Below are 18,359 nucleotides of genomic sequence, written 5' to 3' on the forward strand. Positions count from 1 at the left end.
TCTTTACCATTCTGCCACCGTGCCATCCTGATGACGCCAAACCGGATTTCGCCAGCTATGCCCCGTTTTTGCCAGTTCTCTTACCTTTTCTTCATTCATTTCAATACCCAAACCAGGACCTTGTGGCAGTTTGACATGACCCTCTTGATAATCAAACACCGAAGTATCTGTCAGATAGTCCAATAAATCATTGCCTTGGTTATAATGAATACCGAGGCTCTGTTCTTGAATAAACGCATTATGAGCCGTGGCGTCCACTTGGAGACAGGCTGCCAAGGCAATCGGACCTAACGGACAATGTGGAGCAACCGCGATATCATAGGCTTCTGCCATCGAAGCAATTTTCTTCACTTCCGTGATGCCGCCTGCATGAGATAAATCGGGTTGAATAATATCGGCATAACCGGCTTCAAACAATGGTTTAAAATCCCATCTAGAGTACATACGTTCACCGGTCGCAATCGGAATCGGAGTATATTTGCTGATCTCAGCCAGCGCTTCGTTATTCTCCGGCAGTACCGGCTCCTCTATAAACATCGGGCGAAACGCTTCCAATTCTTTCGCTAATACTTTGGCCATCGGTTTATGAACCCTGCCGTGAAAATCAATGCCGATGCCAATATAGTCACCAACTGCTTCACGGACAGAGGCAATTCGTTCGACGACACGGTCGATCTTTTCATAACTGTCGATATATTGCAGTTCTTCCGTAGCATTCATCTTCACCGCCGTAAAACCAGCGTCGACAACTGACTGAGCTGCTTCTCCCACATCACTGGGGCGATCTCCGCCAATCCAGGAATACACCCGAATAGACTCGCGGCAAGCGCCACCCAATAATTGATAAATAGGGGCATTAAAAAATTTTCCTTTAATATCCCATAGTGCCTGATCAAGCCCTGCAATCGCGCTCATCAGAATCGGACCCCCGCGATAAAAGCCAGAGCGATACATCACATTCCAATGATCCTCGATGTTTAATGGGTCTTTCCCCATTAAGTATTCCGCTAATTCCTGTACAGCGGTTTCCACCGTAGCTGCCCTTCCTTCAACGACTGGTTCTCCCCAGCCAGTGATCCCTTCGTCTGTCTCCACTTTCACGAAGCACCATCTTGGCGGCACAACAAATGTTTCGATCGAAGTAATCTTCATTTTTCCACACCTTTCCGATATCCTAATTTTTGCGAGATAAGTTGACTTTGCTTGCGGATAACAGGAACCAAATCTGTTTGAACACGACTTTTGGTCATGCGTTCGATCGGTCCTGCAATGCTGATGGCCGCTACTACCTTGCCTTCAGCATCTAGAATGGGGGCAGCTATACAGCGGATTCCTTTCTCATGCTCCTGTTCATCGATAGCATAACCCTGAGCTTGTATGTTACCGATCTCCTCCTTCAACTGCTCCAAATTGGTGATCGTCGTATCGGTAAACTTCGGAAACCCTTTATTTTCCGCTAATTGCTCCCATTGCGACGCCTCATACCCTATTAACAGCGCCTTACCTACACCGGTACAATGCAGCATCGCACGCTTTCCAACCTGGGAATACATCCTCAATGTTTGTTTGCTTTCCACTTTATCGATGTAAACGGCTTCATCTTGATCCAAAATGCATAAATGAACCACTTCCTCAGCGTCTTGTGACAGTTGCTTTAGATTTTCTTTTGCCACCGACCGTATATCGAGCTGACCTAGAAAATGGCTAGCTAAAGTGAGGCACTGTACTCCTAATTGATAATAACCCGTTTGTTCGTCTTGTTGAATATAACCTCTTACCATCAGCGTTTGCAACAATCGATGAATCGTGCTTTTCGCCAGCCCCATTTCCGCTGATAGCTGAGCAATACTCGCTCCATTTGGCTCGTCAGCCAGATACTCCAAAATCGATAAACTGCGCTCAACAGATTGAACTTGTGCCATATCCCCCTCCTTTCATTCCATAATACGGAATGATGTTTTGTATTTTGGAATACTTTTATCTTATCGTAAAAAGGGCTGGACGTCAAAAAGCCCCTAAGAATGTTTTTTTCTTAGAGGTTTCATGACGGAAACTACTATATCAATTACCGACCTCCGGCTGAAACAACTCACTCAATACCAAGGCAACCGCCCCAAGCGAAGAGCCGTATTCGCCCAGTTTCGATAATTGAACAACCGTATCTTGAGCCCGATCGTATATGACACGCGAATGAATCGTTTCCCGAACAGGATCGAGAATGTAAGCACCTGCTTTAGCCACTCCACCCCCGATAATCACTGATCCAGGATTAAACGTGTGAATAAGGTTGGTTAAGGCAATCCCTAAGTAAATACCGGCTTCATGAAGAACCGCTCCTGCCAAGTCATCACCAGCAACTGCCGCTTGATGAATGGTTTCTGCTGTAATTTCATCAGCGTGCTCCAACAACATCGATGCATTTCCTGCCGCCAGTAATTCTTCAGCCCTTTCTGCAATAGCCGGTCCCGACGCAATCGTTTGTAAACAGCCATGGTTACCACAGCTGCATTTTTTTCCACGTAAATCAATCATCATATGACCAATCTCACCAGCAATGCCATGTTCGCCATTATAGAGCTTGCCATCTATCACCATACCTGCACCAATACCTCGTCCCACGTTAATGGCAACCATACTTCTACCAGTTATTTCGCCATGGAACCAGGACTCGCCAAGTGCCAAGGCCTTGGCATCATTCTCAACCTTCACCGTCATCGCAAAGTATGCTTCTAACCGTTCTTTGATCGGGACATCACGTAAATCTAAATTAGGTGCGAAGATAGCCCGTCCCTGCTCAGCGTCCACAATACCATGCATAGCCACACCGATTCCGATAAATTGTAAGTTGTCGTGCCGCTCCATTAATTGTTGAATGCCTTTCTTCAGCCTGTCCAACAGGTTCTCGCTATCTACTTTATCGCGAATGATCTCCCTTAATTCATCCCGTCTTTCTCCCGACAAATCAGAAATAATAAAACGAATTTGACTTGGACCAACATCTACCCCAACAATATGAAAGGCCTGCACATTCAATACAAGCATAGTTGGCTTTCTTCCGCCTTGAGAAACTCCTAGTTGACTTTCCCTAATAAGCCCTTGCACTAACAGCTCCTTCACAATTGTTCCTACGGTAGGTGGGGTTAGTTCTGTTTCTTTCGCAATTTGAGCGCGCGAGATCGATCCAGCTTTACGAATTTTATTTAAAATAATCGATTTATTTAATGACTTCATCCATTGAAAACTGCCTCTTTGCATACACGTACCCACTTTCTTAAAGCTCTTAATTAAGTATATCATACTACATGACTAGGACAATCAAAACCACCAGTGTGAACTGGTGGTTTGCTCTGCGGCTGAAAGCCTATGTTACCGGCCTCGGCCTAAAAGGCCCACTGAATGGTTTCCCTTTTGCACCACACTCACTCACTGATTCTAAAAGAATCTCTTATTTCCTCTTATTTTTCTCTCCAGTGAACGGATCAAATTCTTCAAATAATGTTAACTGATCACTCATGTAGTCCTCTTTAAGCTGATTTCTAATATATTCTTGAATTTGATTTTTATTTCTGCCCACTGTATCTACAAAGTAGCCTCGACACCAAAATTTACGATTACCATATCTGTACTTTAAATTAGCGTGGCGATCGAATATCATTAAACTACTTTTGCCCTTTAGGTAGCCCATGAACTGAGATACACTTAGTTTTGGTGGAATACTTACTAACATATGAATGTGATCTTTACATGCATTTGCCTCGTGTATCTCAATCCCTTTCCTTTCACAAAGCTCTCTTACTATTTCTCCGATGCTTTTTTTATATTTCCCATAAATAATTTGTCTTCTATATTTTGGTGCAAAAACGATGTGGAACTTACATCTCCATTGTGTATGTGCTAAACTATTCTTGTCCTGCATTGGACATGCCTCCTTCTTTGATGAGATTTGGTGGTCGGGAAACCAACCTTATCTTATCATGAAGAGAGGCTTTTTTTGCCCCCGCGCTAGAAGCTCTATGGAACCCCCGGCATAGCCAGGGGTTTTCAAAGACCATAAAAAAACACACAAACATTGCATGGCAACTTTTGTGTGTAGCTGTACTTAATAAGGACCACGTATCCAATCGTGTACTTCCTTCTGATAAAAGGTATGCAATTCCTCTAGCTCTTCTTCTGTAAAGGCAGGTGCTTCTACGGCACCCAAGTTATCCTCAATTTGTTTAACGGTCTTGAACCCTGGAATAACCGAGGATATCGCGTCATAACTAAGAATCCACTGCAAGGCAGCGCGGGTTAAATTACCTCTGCCTGATGTGATCCAATCCAGCTTCTCACTCAACTCTACCCCTTTGGAAAATGGCAGACCTGCAAAGGTTTCACCAACATTAAAGGCCTCCCCATTTTGATTAAATTGGCGATGGTCACTACCTTCAAACTGATGGTCTTTGCTAAACTTGCCGGTCAATAAACCACTTGCCAATGGAACACGAGCGAGTAAGCCCACCTGCTTTTCCTTGGCTGTTGGGAATAACTCAAAAATAGGTTTCTGCCGGAATATATTGAAAATAACTTGCAGGGCAGCCACGTTAGGATTTTCCATTGCAAGCAGTCCCTCTTCCACCGTTTCCACACTCACACCATAATAACGGACTTTCCCTTGTTGCTGCAATTTATCCAGCACCTCAAACACCCTGCCATCTCGCAATATGTCGATCGGCGGGCAGTGAATCTGGATCAAATCGAGCCGTTCCCGTTGCAAGCGGCGTAAACTATTTTCCACATATTGCGTAACAGCAGCTTCCGAATAATTGGCTGGATCATGGATGTCACCGGCCCGACAAAACTTGCTAGCGATATAGATGTGATCTTCCTTCCCTTTGGTCGCTTTTGCTAACAGCTCTTCACTATGGCCATCGCCATACACATCGGCGGTATCAAAGAAGTTAACACCTTGATCCATGGCACGGGCAAGACCGTTTAAGGCCTCCTTATCGTCGGTCTTCCCCCATGAACCACCTATAGCCCAAGTACCAAAGCTTAGTTCACTAATTTTCATATCTGTTTTACCCAATTGGCGATATTGCATACTTCACGTCCTCCCTTTTTCCTACACTCAATGATCACATCTAGTATATCGAATAAACCTCTTCTATGAAAGTATGCGGTTTCAAACTTAACTAAACTACCGTTCCTTCCTGTACACAATTCTGTTAAAGTAATAATACGACATAATGAATGAGGTGTTGACATGGATTCATTTTATAAAGTATTGATTGTCGACGATGAATTACTGATACGCAGAGGTATTATGAACTATCTCGACTGGGAATACGAAGGCTTTACCATTATTGGAGAAGCTTCCAATGGAAAAGAGGCGATGAAACAAATTACCGAACAACAACCGCATATCTTGATAACCGATATTGTGATGCCCGAACTCAATGGTGTGGAATTGGTCAAATATATCAAAGAACACCATCCTCATATCGACATTATTGTATTAAGCAGCTTTGAAGACTTTGAATACGTGAAACAGGCATTCCAATATGGCGTGGTCGATTATATCTTAAAACCGAAGTTGCAATCCGATGATTTACTACAAACGCTGCATAGAATTACAAAAAAACAACCAGATCGAGAAGAAAAGCATCCAACCAGATCGATCCAAAACATGCTGCGTAAAATAATCGATGGGTACCATACCGTCCGTGAAATGGAAGAAATAAAAACACACTTCACCTTCCAGCAATATCTCTTAGTCAAGACCTTCTGGAAAAAGAAAAAGGATCAACACACACATGATCAGACTTTTCAACATATCTTGACGACTACCTTTCCACGCTGTGAGATAGTCGATATCAGTCAGGACGATGATCACTGTTTAACGCTTATCAATTTCACAACAGAGGAATTACCAGCAATGGAACGCTCCTTGCTACAAGCCATTACAGAGGCGGATGCCAACCATCAGCAAAAATGGATGATTAGCACCCCTTTTTTTCCATTAGAGAAACTAGCCGACATTAATCAAGAACAGTTTGCTGAAATGGAAAAGGATCATTTTTATTTGCCCGAACAGCATTGGATACAATACGGACAATTACCGGACAGAGAAATAATCCAAGAGGATTTTGATTTACAACGTTTGATCGACCATTTTAAGCATCAGCAATTTGAAAAGGGATTCCACTATCTGCATAGACATATTCAGTTATTACAACAGCAGCGAGAGATGGAAATCTTCGCGTTTAAATCCTGGTTAGAGAACGTTATTTTTAATATCGTTGTAGCTCTAAACAATATCGGTTTAACAAGTAAAGCGTTTGAAGATCAAAAATATCAATACTTGCATTGGATCACCCATTCTTTTCATATCCAAGAGGCGATGGATATCGTGGAGGCTTTTCAGACTGATGTGGAACAGCTTCAAACACAAATAACAACAAGGGGTTCTTCCTTCCAAACTATCTTGGACTATATCGAGGAACATTACCAAGAGCGATTGACCTTGCAAACATTAGCGAATCAGTTTCACTTTAACCCCTCTTACTTATCGAGTTATTTTACTAAACATCATCAAGAGGGATTTAGCGAATATTTAAACAAGGTGAGAATAACATACGCCAAAGAAAAATTAATAGAAACGAATCAATCCATCACCACTGTCAGCGAGGAAGTTGGCTTCTCAGATCCTAGTTATTTCACCAAGGTGTTTAAAAGAGTAGAAAAGCAGTCTCCCAGAAGCTATCGCAGCATGATGAGAAAAACAAGAGGTTCTTAAGATGAAGCGATTAAAAAAGATCCTATACCGGAATGCTTTATTGTTCAAGATTTTCTGCGTGATGCTAATTAGTATTGGGATGGTGGCGATATTCATTACCTTTAGCAATATTCGGATGTCGAGTCAGCTGTTTATGGACACCTTTAGCATGACCAGCACCAAAAGCATTGGCCATATATCAAGACAATTGAATTCTTTTAGTGATTCATTGGTAATGGCCTCTAAAGAAGTGGAAACCAATGCTGTACTCAAACAGTATTTAAACACCAAAACTATTTCAGCAAAGGATACGTCTCGTGCCTATTATCGAATACAAGAGGAGATAGAGCGTATCCATAATACCTTAGAACCGCGCGAAACAAATATTGTACTGCTCTCCAATTATTTGGATACCTTTACCACCAATTATGTGAACTGGGAAGTTACTGGCACGGAATTGTTAGAGCATGAATTGACGACAAGGGCAGAGGCCAATGAACATGATATCGTGTATCAATTTGAATCATCAGAAATTACGAACCATATTCCGATGTTCATTGCCTCTAAAGCCCTTCGTTATCAAACAAGCGATGATATTTTTGGCTATCTTTTTTTATCTATTCGGGAAAGTGATCTGCGCAGTATCTACGAGGGGTACACATCCGATGGTAACGATTTATTACTGCTAGATGGGGATGGCACGATTATTTCCAGCAGCCAGACGAATTGGCTAGGCGAATCTTCTCCCAGTCTATTGGCAGGTATCAATGATCTGTCTAGCCAGCAAGAAAACTATCAGGCCGTGGATGTCTTTGATCAAAATTATTTATTCTTTGCTGAGTATATTCCGAATCTGGATCTCTACCTTGTGAATTTAATTGACCATGAACAGATTACCAGTAACCTAATCAGCACAAAGGAAATTCTACTGATTAGCGTTTCAATTGCTGTCTTTGCATTAATTTTTTCATTTCTGATTTTACGAAAGATGACTATTTCGCTTAGTCAAATTGTGCATAATATTTCTGATATGGCTCGTTATCAATTTACCAGATCCCTACCCGTCAAAGGAGGATATGAATCAAGAAAAATCGCCACTGCCTTTAACTATATGCTAAATGAGCTACGTGATTATGTGAATATATTGCTAAATACCCAGGAAAAACAACGCAAAGCAGAATTAACGGCCTTACAGCACCAAATCAATCCACATTTTATCTATAACACCCTAACCTCGATCAAATTTATGATTAAACAGCAGCAAAATGATAAGGCCATGGTCACCATGGACTCCTTTATCTCGATTTTACAAGCTTCATTAAAAACGATCGAAAAGACGACTACAGTAGAAGAAGAAGTGGAAATTCTGCGTCATTATGTACAGATCAACCATGCCAGGTATGGGGATCAAATCCAAGTCAGCTTTTTAGTCGCACCTGACTGTTTGTCTTTGCAAATACCAAGACTGATTATCCAGCCTTTTATCGAAAATGCCTTTTTCCATGGTTTTGTACAAAAGAAGCGTGGGTTTATTAAAATATTAATTGCTCAAAAAGAAGGCATGCTCGTTTGCGAAATCATGGATAACGGAGATGGGATGAAACAAACAAAGGATCTGTCTCGTTTAAAAAATAAAAAACAGCTATTCAACGGCATTGGCATTAAAAACGTACACGAGCGGATCCAGTTACTATACGGCCATCATTATGGAGTGGATGTCATTAGCGAACCTCATCAGGGTACCACAGTTACCATGACGCTCCCCATCCTTGAAGAAGGAATTCAAAAAAATAACTAAAGATAATACCATTTCAAAAGATTTTACCATTTAGTACGAGACATCTAAAAATAGTCTTATTTTTTGCTAAAAATCTTCCTAGAGGTTTTTAGCTTTTCTTTGCTAAGATAAACTCACCAATAAAGAAAACGCATTCAATGTTGGTGATAAAAAATAAAAAGGGGTGGAAAACATGAGAAAAAAGCTACTTTGGACGACACTTATTGCTAGTTTGATGGTATTACTACTGGCGGCATGCTCTGGCGGTGATGACGAGACAGAAGGAAATGAAAACGAAGGATCCGACAGCATTGTTGCTTGGGCGTGGGATCCCAATTTTAATATCGCTGCCTTAAACCTAGCTAATGAGCACTACGACAAGGAAGGATTCGAGTTAGAGATCCAAGAAAATGCCCAAGATGATATTGTACAACGCTTAAATACGGGATTAAGTTCGGGCACAATGAATGGTATGCCTAACATTGTCCTGATTGAAGACCAGCGTGCTCAAAGCTTTTTACAATCTTATCCGGATGCCTTTTACCCGCTTGGTGATTACTTTGATACAGAAGATTTTGCCGAGTATAAGATTCCACCAACTAGTTTAGACGGCGAACAATATGGACTACCTTTCGATACCGGGGTAACAGGACTCTTTTACCGTGCCGACTATCTAGAAGAGGCAGGCTACAGTCATGAAGATCTGGTGGATATTACTTGGGAGGAATTTATTGAAATTGGCAAAACCGTCAGAGAAGAAACTGGACACCCGATTTTTTCCTTTGATCCAAGTGACTTTGGTATTATTCGTATGATGATTCAATCCGCTGGCAGTTGGTTTACCACGGAAGAAGGCGAGATTAATTTAGAAAATAATGAAGCACTTAAGGAAAGTTTAAATGTATTATACCAATTAATCGATCAGGATGTCGTTGATTTGCATAATGACTGGAGCGGTTTTCTTGCTTCCTTTAACAGTGGAGAAGCAGCGTCCGTTCCTACTGGTAACTGGATTGTTCCTAGTATTGAGGCAGAAGAATCACAATCTGGACAATGGCGAATGGCACCTATTCCTCGTCTGGAAATAGAAGGATCGGTGAACGCGACTAACAATGGCGGCAGTTCCTTTTATGTATTAAATATCGATGGAAAAGAAGCAGCCGCAGAATTCTTGGCAGAAACTTTCGGATCGAACACGGGATTCTATGAAGCACTAGTACAAGAGGTAGGGGCATTAGGAACTTATATCCCCGCTGCAGAAAGTGAAGGCTATCAGTTTGAAAATGAATTTTTCGGTAATCAACAACTCATTTCGGAGCTATCAGGATGGATGGAAGAAGTGCCTGCCGTTAATTATGGATTAAACACTTACGGCTTATCCGATATATTAATTGAACAATTTCAACAAATGCTAAATGGAAAAGATGTTGACGCTGTGCTGTCTGATGCACAGACACAAGCGGAAAATCAGTTCAAATAATAGATTGGGTTCCCTTATAGTGCGTGTTCTATTTGGGAATCCGCTTTTTCAAGGAGGTGCTTACATTGGATTCGATCAATCATCCAACCAAGATCAAATCTCGGCGGCGCAAGGTTAACCAAATCGGATGGGCGTTTATTCTATTATCCGTGTTAGGGATAGGTATATTCTACTTTTATCCAATGGTGCAGGCCTTGATCCTTTCCTTACAATCTGGCATGGGAGCAAACCTAGAATTTGTAGGACTGGATAATTACATTCGGTTGTTTAATGACCCTACTTTTATTGCTGCTTTAACCAATACTTTTATCTATCTGCTAGTACAGGTACCGGTCATGATTTTGCTTGCCCTTTTCTTTTCAGTGTTGCTGAATGATCCTACACTGAAATTTAGAGGCTTTTTCCGGACAGCAATCTTTTTACCGGCCGTAACCTCTTTGGTTGCTTATGCCGTTGTCTTTAAATATTTATTTACTACCGATGGGCTCGCGAATCGATTTTTATTAAATATGAACCTTATCGATCAGCCGTTGCAATGGCTGAATGACCCAACATTGGCGAAAATCACGATTATCATTGCGATCACCTGGCGCTGGACGGGTTATAATATGATTTTTTATTTGTCGGCCTTGCAGAATGTGGATAAGGCGATGTACGAAGCTGCCCGAATTGACGGTGCTTCTGCACTGCAGCAATTCTTCTTCATCACGATCCCGTTATTAAAACCGATTATCTTGTTCACATCGATTATTTCAACGATTGGGACCCTGCAGTTGTTTGACGAGGTTATGAATATCACAAGCGGCGGTCCTGGTAATGCTACATTATCCATATCGATGTACATTTATAACCTATCGTTTGAGTATACACCAGACTTCGGGTATGCAGCTACCGTTTCTTATGTGATTGTATTTTTGGTGGTTATCTTATCTATTATTCAATTCAGAGTGGCAGGTGATCGAGATTGAAAAAAACAAAAAGGATTCTCACCTATGCATTTCTTAGTATGGCATCATTTATCAGTATTTTCCCGTTTCTTTGGATGATCGTCAGCACTACAAATCTATCGGTCGATGTCACGCAGGGGAGATTACTACCTGGTACGCATTTTCTGGATAATATTCAGAAATTGTTTGAGACAGTGAATATTGGTACTGCGTTGTGGAATTCCTTGATTATTGCCGTTATCACTACCTTTCTTACGCTATTAATTGGCTCACTAGCTGGATATGGTTTTGAAATTTATCGCAGTAAAGGAAAAGACATGGTATTTAATTTCTTGCTTTTGTCGATGATGATTCCTTTTGCGGCGATTATGATTCCACTGTATCGTTTGTTTGGTCAAGTCTCTGACCATGCACCGCTTATCGGACTTGATACCTTGGCAGCGGCGCTATTGCCAACGATCATTACGGCCTTTTTCATCTTTCTTTTCAGACAGAATACAAAAATGTTTGCCAAGGAATTAGTGGAAGCCGGGCGAATCGATGGTTTAGGAGAACTCGGTATCTTCTTCCGCATTTATGTACCAACGATGAAAACCACGTATGCGGCAGCAGCAATTATTGCCTTTATGAACAGCTGGAATAATTATTTATGGCCGTTGGTTGTCTTACAATCACCGAATAAGCAAACGATTCCGTTATTGATTTCCAACCTAGGCTCTGGCTACACACCTGACTATGGTGTGATTATGACAGCGATTGTAATTGCCACTTTGCCGACAGCGCTTATCTTTTTCCTTATGCAACGTCACTTTGTTGCTGGGATGATGGGATCGGTCAAGGGATAATGAAGGAAACACTTGGTGAGGTCACCAGGTGTTTTTTTGTTATATGATAGGAAAAGATTGAATTCTGAGTAATAAGATAGGAGAAGGTTTTAAACCAGTGTGTCGATAAGATGGATGATGTAAATTAGCGGTCCATGTAGTAAAGTTGATTGTTTGTTTGTGCTAATAGGCGCTGCGGAAATAGATTCCGCTTTCACCCACGGGGCATAAGTCAACAAGCGACTCGAGCAAAGATCACTCTCGCCGTGTTTCCTATACCATGGGGCCTGCTTCAGCTAACTAAAAAGAAGAGCACTTTTTAGTGGATCTTCAGCTCGTCCTGTCCTATAGGAGTCTACACCTATTTCCTCCGCTGGGAGTAGTACAACAATGGTTATTACTGCAAGGATGAAGAGTGCTAGGTTCTAAAAAATATTCCCACTGTGTGATTTTTTAATTGAAAGTACTGGAGTATGCATAAATGTGTTCCTCCTACCATAAGAAAAAAGCTAACTTATCAAATCATTCTTGCGACGAGATAGTCTATGATGAAAGGAGGTTTATTACTTAGCTTCAGCAAAAATCAAGCATAAAAACGGACTTTCGTGTCAGAGCACCAGCATGCTATTTCTTGCTAGAAGTGTAGAGTTAGCTGAAGCCGTGCCAGAGGATAGGAAACACGATGAAGGCGTCTTTTGCCTGAATCGATGGTTGTACTTATGCCCCGCGAGTAAAAACGAAGGATTTGACTGGAGCGTTGTTATGCACACCTTTTCTCTCAACATAACAACTCGAATGTCTTTACATAATACATCTTATCGGTAGTAAGCATCTTCTTTTGATTAGTAATAAAAGATCGGTTAGTTTCTGTCCGATTTTTTGATTCCACATATGATAGCGTTTTAATATAAGCGTAAGTGTGCTAAAATAAATATATAAACTGTTATCTAGGAGAGAAAATCATGCGAAATAAATTATTTGGACTGACAGAATGGATAACCAGACTGGCTTATATTAATATACTTTGGATCGGCTTCACCTTATTAGGCTTGATCATTTTTGGACTATTTCCGGCTACTATTGCCATGTTTTCTTTGACCAGACAGTGGGTTATGGGCAATACCGATATTCCGGTCTTTTCTACCTTTTGGCAAACCTACAAAAAGGAATTTCTTAAAGGAAATCTATTAGGTTTGATTTTCTATGCGATTGGATTTGTCTTCTTTGTCAACACATCGTTTCTACTAAATGTAGATGCAGGCAGTTTCTTTAATACGATTAAGATTCCTTTATATGTTGCGATGATTGCCTTAGCCTTAATTATGATCTATGTGATTCCAACCTATGTGCATTATGATTTGAAATTCCTGCAGATGTGGAAGAATGCCTTTCTGATTATGTTGATTCACCCGCTTCATAATATCGCTCTACTAGTTGGATCTGCCGCTGCCATTTTTATTATGTTTCGTTTCCCGGCGACATTGGTCTTCTTTTCGGGCAGTGCCGTCGCCTTGATTATTATGAGCACCTGTTATCAGGCCTTTAAACGCGTGGCGATGAAACAGGAGCAATGGGCTGAAAAAGAAGCGGAAACGACGGCACAGTAGAACTTACTCCTCTTGATAGCTACTTGACTGTAAATGAAATACCTCTGCATACTTCCCACCTAGTTTTAGCAAATCTAGGTGGGTTCCTTGTTCAACTACTCTCCCTTTCTCTAAAAATATAATATTATCTGCCATACTAACCGTTGTCAGACGATGAGATATTAATATCACGGTTTTCCCTACCGCAAGTTTTTCCATCTTCGTGTATATCTCTCGCTCCATTTTCGCATCTAATGCGGAAGTCGGTTCATCCAAAATAACAATTTCTGCTTGCTTCAGCCTTGTGAATGCTCTGGCAAGGGCAATCCTTTGCCATTGACCTTGTGATATTTCTTGACCGCCAAACAATTTCCCAAGCGGAGTATCTATATCACCATTAAAATGTTGGACAATGCTATCTGCCCCACTAGCTTTGATTGCCTCTTGGATCACTTGATCATCTGCAAAATCCGTATTACCTAATGCAATATTTTCTTTTAGTGATAATTCATATCGGTTAAAATTTTGAAACACAGCAGTGAATTTTTTTCTTAATTCTACGGTATCATAGTCTTCCAGTTTGACTCCGTTTAAAAAAATGGCTCCGTGATCAGGCTTATAAAATTTACATAACAAATGAACCAGTGACGTCTTTCCTGCTCCATTTTCTCCTACCAAGGCAGTAATCTTTCCTTTAGGAATTTTCATATTTTTAATATCGAGTACTTGTAACGCCTGATCATAGGAGAATTGCAGATTTTTTATCTCAAACCCTTCCTTCCATGAATCTGTTGTTGGCTGTTTTGAGAGTTTACTATGATCCGCTTGATGTTGAAGAAATAAAATAAGCTGTTTCATCTGCAGCAATTCTCTTACGCCAATAGCAAATACACCAAACATATTATTGATACCACCGTTCAAATGAAATAAGGCAGTGATGAATAAGGCAACATCTCCTGGCGTTATCTCGTTGGTATCAACGCTCCTATACAGTAAAAATAGTAATAATAAGCCAATGACAGCTGCTTCTGCGATTCCCCAAATCAGGCGGTGATTTGCCCATTTTTTCTGATCGGTCGCCAATAAACGAATTAAATTATGAGAAGCTTTGTAGTATCTCCTTTGAAAAAAGGGTGTTAAATGGAATAATTTCATTTCATGAGCAAGGCTAGGGTTTAATGGTTGATCCATTAGATATTCTGCCCTTCTCCTTTTCTCCTGCACCTCTTCCCTCCCCTCATAAAGAACATTATTTAATTTCGCTTCTATAAATAACTTAGGGAGGCTAATAATAACTAATACTGCAGGTATCCAAGGGATAATATTCCATATCAAAAGACTAATGGTGATAATGGAAATGACAGAGCTAAATATTTGAATAATCAAGTCCATCCACAAAGAAGTAGAACTAGCATGATTTCTAAACACCTTCAATTGGGAATGAAAACGCGACTGCTCAAATGGTTCAATGGTAGTCAATTCATTTGCTTTTTGCATTAATAATTGATCTATATATCCAGTGAAATTAGCAGTCAACAACTTAGTCTGCATCTCCAAGAGCGGCTTAAACGTTTCAATTAATAGGTTTAAAAAAACAAACAGGATCGCCACCATCAAGATATAAAATAAATCATTTGTGGCATTTTGACCGGATAAGGTTAATTCATCTATAATTACCTTACTAATGACCAATAGTGCAGGCGCCATCAGTGCTTCACATAAACTAATAAAGAAAACCAGGAGAAACCTTTTCTTATCTGCTTTCCACAATAACGTGAGACCGCTTATGATATATTTTATGTTATAGGCTTTTTTCCAGGTATGCTTCATTTTGCTCATTCCTTTTGATTTCTAAATAGAGAAGCCTGTAACTGATACATGTGTGCATATTCTCCATTGTGATTTAGCAATTCTATATGGCTTCCTGATTCAATAATTTTTCCATGCTTTAATACAAGAATTCGATCTGCCATTTTTACTGTACTAAAGCGATGGGAGATAATAATTGTCGTTTTGTTATGGGTATACTCAGAAAAACGACTATATATGCCATACTCTGAAAGAATATCCAAAGAAGCAGTAGGTTCGTCTAAAATTAAAATTCCAGATGGTTTATAATGGGATCTGCTTATCGCCAGCTTTTGCCATTGCCCACCAGATAGCTCCACCCCATCCCATTCTCTCCCTAGCAGTGTATCAAGCCCTTTAGGCAGCTGTTTCATGTCTTGCTGTAATCCAGCAAATGTAATTGCTTTTTCTACCTTTTCGTTGTCCGGATTTTCTCCATCATAGCCAAGGGCTACATTGGTTTTGATATCAAAAGCATACTTTCCAAAGTCTTGAAAAACCACTGATATATTATCTCTTTCTTCTTTCGTTAACTGCATCTCTTCTCCATTTAACTTAACGATTCCGTTCGTTGGTCGGTAAAAACCACAAATTAATTTGACTAAAGTGGTCTTCCCTGAGCCATTCTCTCCTACGATTGCTATCTTCTCTCCAGGCTTAATCGAAAAGCTAATATTTTCAATAATGCTTTTTTCATAGGTAGGATAGGAAAAGGAAACTTGCTCAAAGTCAATGGCCATCGGTTCTTCTTCTATTTTTGTTGAGGCAGCATAAGGAGCCTCCCCGCTCACCGGATCTGAGATAAATTTCGTGAAATCGCTCCCCATTCTCCACACATCGAAAGAAAATACGCTCTCTATCGATGTTTCTCTTAGGTAGTGTGACAATTGAAAAACACCCGTCAGAAATAAGGCAATATCCCCCGCAGATAGCGTCCCTATCCCAGCTCGATAGACAATCCAAAGATAACCTCCACCTGTTAGGATTGCAGCAAGAAGTCCCGTCATGGCAGTCGATATAGCACCCTGTTTTTGTATATGATACACCTTCTGAAATAACTCTCGAAAAGCAGTAAGGTACTGTTGTTCAAAGTATTCCCCATTCTGAAACAACTTTACCTCTTTGACGGTTGTAACTGAAAGAACTAGTTGTTTAAAATAATTGATTCGCCTTCTAAGCGGTGACAGTTGGTATTGTTCATCCCAATCTAACTGCTTAAACTGATTATATTTATAAATAAAAGGGATATAACTAATGGTTATTGCTAATGCCAGTATGATAGAAAGATTAGCTATGACAACAAAAATACCGATAACTGATATCAAATGGGAAAGAGAATTGGCTGTAAAATTAATTAATTGTAGCGGTAACCATCCCGTACTATCTCTTAATGTTTCTAAACTACTTCGGTAAGAGGGATATTCATAGAATTTCAGTGTCGCTTCCTTATCGATTGCTTCTAATAATTCTATATTGATTAATGTTTTTGATTTCTCGGCTAGTGATTGTTTGCACCATTCCCCCAAAGAACTAGTCATAGAATCGACAAGCATAAGTAATACAAATATGCCAATCCACATATAAATTTGGTTATTAGTTGTTTCTTGAAATTGGACCATTCCATCAATCAAATATTTTATAACAACTAATTGGAACACTGGTACAAAAGCGCTCAATAATTTTACCATCCCGAAGAATATAAGTAGCCATGGACTTGATATCCATAATAACTTACCTAACACCTTAACAGGAGTGATCATATCTTTACTTGTTCTCCATGCTTTGTCTACAAACTGTGGTATCATTTTCATCACCAATTTAACTGTTTTTTTGAGGTTAATATTTATGAATATATCTTACCATCTGCTTAATCATTGGAGGTGTTCATTCCATAGAACGATGCTTACAGACTAGCGCATCAGGTTGATAATATTTTTATACAAGCTGACAAGCACCTCGTATACTGCGAATAAAATTTTTTTAAACAATAAGAAATCGCTTTCATAATAATTTTTAATGAAGGAAGTAAGACTGCCTTCATTAAAGGTTTTCTTCATTCTCGATCATGATAATCCTATAATAAACTTATTTTACATCACAAATTTAAACGTTTCAATATTTTGTGTGCTGTAGTAAACGGAGACTTCTTATAGAAATAATCATCCCTCCTCTATTAGCATAAGCAGCCGTAATTCTTTTTTACGTCCAAATAGAGATATGTTTCAAGTATGCCTCCACTTGATTAACAATAGAGTAATAAAATAGATATTAAACAACCTGATATTAATACAGAATATCAGGTTGTTTAATATACCTAGGCTTCACCCTAATTCAATCCTCGAACCAAATATTTTCCCCATTCGCGCATCGCTACTTTTTCACCGGCATCTGCTGCTTTTTTCAGCCAATACTCACCGTCTTCCACATTTTTCTCCAGATATTCTCCTTTGATAAGAAAAATCCCCAGACAACGCATCGCTACTAACTCTCCAAGTTCTTCAGCTGCTTGACGCAGGAAACGTTCCCCTTCTGCTGCATCTTGTTCCATGCCCATTCCTGTTACTAAGCGATAACCCAGAATCCGCACTGCGATGGCATCATTTCTTTGCACTGCCATCTCTAGCCAGTGCAAACCTTCCTGTGGATTCTTGTCGAGCACTTCCCCATCTAATAAACGGACAGCTAAATCAACAATCGCCCACAGATCATTGGCTTCCGCTGATCTACGCAACCATTTTTCGCCCTCTTCTTTATTGATTGGAAGGCCGTTTCCAGTCAAATAACTATATGCTAACTCATTCATTGATCCCGTATCGCCCATTTCCGCAGCTTTGCGAAGCCAAACCTCTCCTTCATTCGAGCGATTTTTCTCCTTCTCTGCGGCAAAATCTATCACTTTCGCTTCCTCATGCTCGTCTTTGGGAGGCGCTTCTTGTTCTGTTGATTCTTTATCATTTGCAGGGCGGGCAAACGATTTAAAAAGTTTCTGAAGCCCTGATTGTTTCTTTTTATCCTTATCTCCCGTCAATGAAAAAACCTCCTATGTCACATTGCTGTCTTGTTGTCTACTATTATAGCATGATTTACTATTGATGGAAGAATCCTGGACAAGAACAGGTGATAAGTACTAGTTAACCCAG

14 protein-coding genes are annotated in these 18,359 nt (G+C 40.2%); 6 read left to right on the forward strand and 8 right to left on the reverse strand.

Annotated elements, in window-relative coordinates; genetic code table 11:
* Positions 1-3 precede the first annotated feature (3 nt).
* The 5 genes from dgoD to BN6556_RS06105 all read right to left on the reverse strand — a co-directional run bounded on the left by dgoD (position 4) and on the right by BN6556_RS06105 (position 5,083).
* Positions 4-1,152 (reverse strand): galactonate dehydratase, encoded by a 1,149-nt coding sequence (dgoD, locus tag BN6556_RS06080; protein WP_066188375.1) that lies wholly within the window; start codon positions 1,150-1,152, stop codon positions 4-6.
* Positions 1,149-1,922 carry an IclR family transcriptional regulator gene (locus BN6556_RS06085; protein ID WP_066188378.1) on the reverse strand — a complete coding sequence of 258 codons (774 nt, stop codon included), beginning with the start codon at positions 1,920-1,922 and terminating at the stop codon, positions 1,149-1,151. Before BN6556_RS06085 ends, dgoD begins: the two co-directional genes overlap by 4 nt.
* 139 nt (positions 1,923-2,061) lie before the next feature.
* Positions 2,062-3,255, reverse strand: coding sequence for an ROK family transcriptional regulator (locus BN6556_RS06090; RefSeq protein WP_066188380.1), 1,194 nt, complete (start codon positions 3,253-3,255; stop codon positions 2,062-2,064).
* A gap of 190 nt (positions 3,256-3,445) precedes the next feature.
* On the reverse strand, positions 3,446-3,916 hold the full coding sequence (tnpA, locus tag BN6556_RS06095; protein ID WP_066188382.1) for an IS200/IS605 family transposase: 471 nt from the start codon (positions 3,914-3,916) through the stop codon (positions 3,446-3,448).
* A 183-nt stretch (positions 3,917-4,099) separates the two neighbouring features.
* The gene (locus BN6556_RS06105; RefSeq protein WP_066188389.1) at positions 4,100-5,083 is read right to left on the reverse strand and encodes an aldo/keto reductase; all 984 of its coding nucleotides are present in this window, start codon (positions 5,081-5,083) and stop codon (positions 4,100-4,102) included.
* 162 nt (positions 5,084-5,245) lie between these two features.
* Between BN6556_RS06105 and BN6556_RS06110 the strand changes: the two genes are divergently transcribed.
* The 6 genes from BN6556_RS06110 to BN6556_RS06135 all read left to right on the forward strand — a co-directional run bounded on the left by BN6556_RS06110 (position 5,246) and on the right by BN6556_RS06135 (position 13,392).
* Positions 5,246-6,778: a response regulator transcription factor gene (locus BN6556_RS06110; RefSeq protein ID WP_066188391.1), complete on the forward strand. Its 1,533-nt coding sequence runs from the start codon at positions 5,246-5,248 to the stop codon at positions 6,776-6,778.
* A 1-nt stretch (position 6,779) separates the two neighbouring features.
* Positions 6,780-8,555, forward strand: coding sequence for a cache domain-containing sensor histidine kinase (locus BN6556_RS06115; protein ID WP_066188393.1), 1,776 nt, complete (start codon positions 6,780-6,782; stop codon positions 8,553-8,555).
* A gap of 172 nt (positions 8,556-8,727) precedes the next feature.
* The gene (locus BN6556_RS06120; protein WP_066188397.1) at positions 8,728-10,014 is read left to right on the forward strand and encodes an ABC transporter substrate-binding protein; all 1,287 of its coding nucleotides are present in this window, start codon (positions 8,728-8,730) and stop codon (positions 10,012-10,014) included.
* 65 nt (positions 10,015-10,079) lie between these two features.
* Positions 10,080-10,982 carry a carbohydrate ABC transporter permease gene (locus BN6556_RS06125; RefSeq protein ID WP_066188399.1) on the forward strand — a complete coding sequence of 301 codons (903 nt, stop codon included), beginning with the start codon at positions 10,080-10,082 and terminating at the stop codon, positions 10,980-10,982.
* Complete coding sequence (locus BN6556_RS06130) at positions 10,979-11,806, forward strand: carbohydrate ABC transporter permease (protein ID WP_066188401.1); 828 nt, start codon at positions 10,979-10,981, stop codon at positions 11,804-11,806. The genes BN6556_RS06125 and BN6556_RS06130 overlap by 4 nt, the downstream gene beginning before the upstream one ends.
* Before the next feature lie 941 nt (positions 11,807-12,747).
* Positions 12,748-13,392: a YesL family protein gene (locus BN6556_RS06135; RefSeq protein WP_066188403.1), complete on the forward strand. Its 645-nt coding sequence runs from the start codon at positions 12,748-12,750 to the stop codon at positions 13,390-13,392.
* 3 nt (positions 13,393-13,395) lie between these two features.
* On the opposite strand, the gene BN6556_RS06140 is transcribed toward BN6556_RS06135, so the two are convergent.
* The 3 genes from BN6556_RS06140 to BN6556_RS06150 form a co-directional block, all read right to left on the reverse strand.
* Positions 13,396-15,201, reverse strand: coding sequence for an ABC transporter ATP-binding protein (locus tag BN6556_RS06140; RefSeq protein WP_161485673.1), 1,806 nt, complete (start codon positions 15,199-15,201; stop codon positions 13,396-13,398).
* Positions 15,202-15,206: 5 nt separating this feature from the next.
* Complete coding sequence (locus tag BN6556_RS06145) at positions 15,207-17,030, reverse strand: ABC transporter ATP-binding protein (RefSeq protein WP_078059947.1); 1,824 nt, start codon at positions 17,028-17,030, stop codon at positions 15,207-15,209.
* Between the two features lie 515 nt (positions 17,031-17,545).
* Positions 17,546-18,247 (reverse strand): tetratricopeptide repeat protein, encoded by a 702-nt coding sequence (locus tag BN6556_RS06150; RefSeq protein WP_066188409.1) that lies wholly within the window; start codon positions 18,245-18,247, stop codon positions 17,546-17,548.
* Positions 18,248-18,359: the final 112 nt, after the last annotated feature.

The organism is Gracilibacillus timonensis, assembly GCF_900086715.1.
Lineage (GTDB): Bacteria > Bacillota > Bacilli > Bacillales > Amphibacillaceae > Gracilibacillus > Gracilibacillus timonensis.

Bases quoted from the DNA above. Each gene is read 5' to 3' on its own strand.
- BN6556_RS06140 (WP_161485673.1), bottom strand. From the start codon at position 15,201: ATGAAGCATACCTGGAAAAAAGCCTATAACATAAAATATATCATAAGC.
- BN6556_RS06085 (WP_066188378.1), bottom strand. From the start codon at position 1,922: ATGGCACAAGTTCAATCTGTTGAGCGCAGTTTATCGATTTTGGAGTAT.
- BN6556_RS06090 (WP_066188380.1), bottom strand. From the start codon at position 3,255: ATGCAAAGAGGCAGTTTTCAATGGATGAAGTCATTAAATAAATCGATT.
- dgoD (WP_066188375.1), bottom strand. From the start codon at position 1,152: ATGAAGATTACTTCGATCGAAACATTTGTTGTGCCGCCAAGATGGTGC.
- BN6556_RS06135 (WP_066188403.1), top strand. From the start codon at position 12,748: ATGCGAAATAAATTATTTGGACTGACAGAATGGATAACCAGACTGGCT.
- BN6556_RS06120 (WP_066188397.1), top strand. From the start codon at position 8,728: ATGAGAAAAAAGCTACTTTGGACGACACTTATTGCTAGTTTGATGGTA.
- BN6556_RS06115 (WP_066188393.1), top strand. From the start codon at position 6,780: ATGAAGCGATTAAAAAAGATCCTATACCGGAATGCTTTATTGTTCAAG.
- BN6556_RS06110 (WP_066188391.1), top strand. From the start codon at position 5,246: ATGGATTCATTTTATAAAGTATTGATTGTCGACGATGAATTACTGATA.
- BN6556_RS06105 (WP_066188389.1), bottom strand. From the start codon at position 5,083: ATGCAATATCGCCAATTGGGTAAAACAGATATGAAAATTAGTGAACTA.
- tnpA (WP_066188382.1), bottom strand. From the start codon at position 3,916: ATGCAGGACAAGAATAGTTTAGCACATACACAATGGAGATGTAAGTTC.
- BN6556_RS06145 (WP_078059947.1), bottom strand. From the start codon at position 17,030: ATGAAAATGATACCACAGTTTGTAGACAAAGCATGGAGAACAAGTAAA.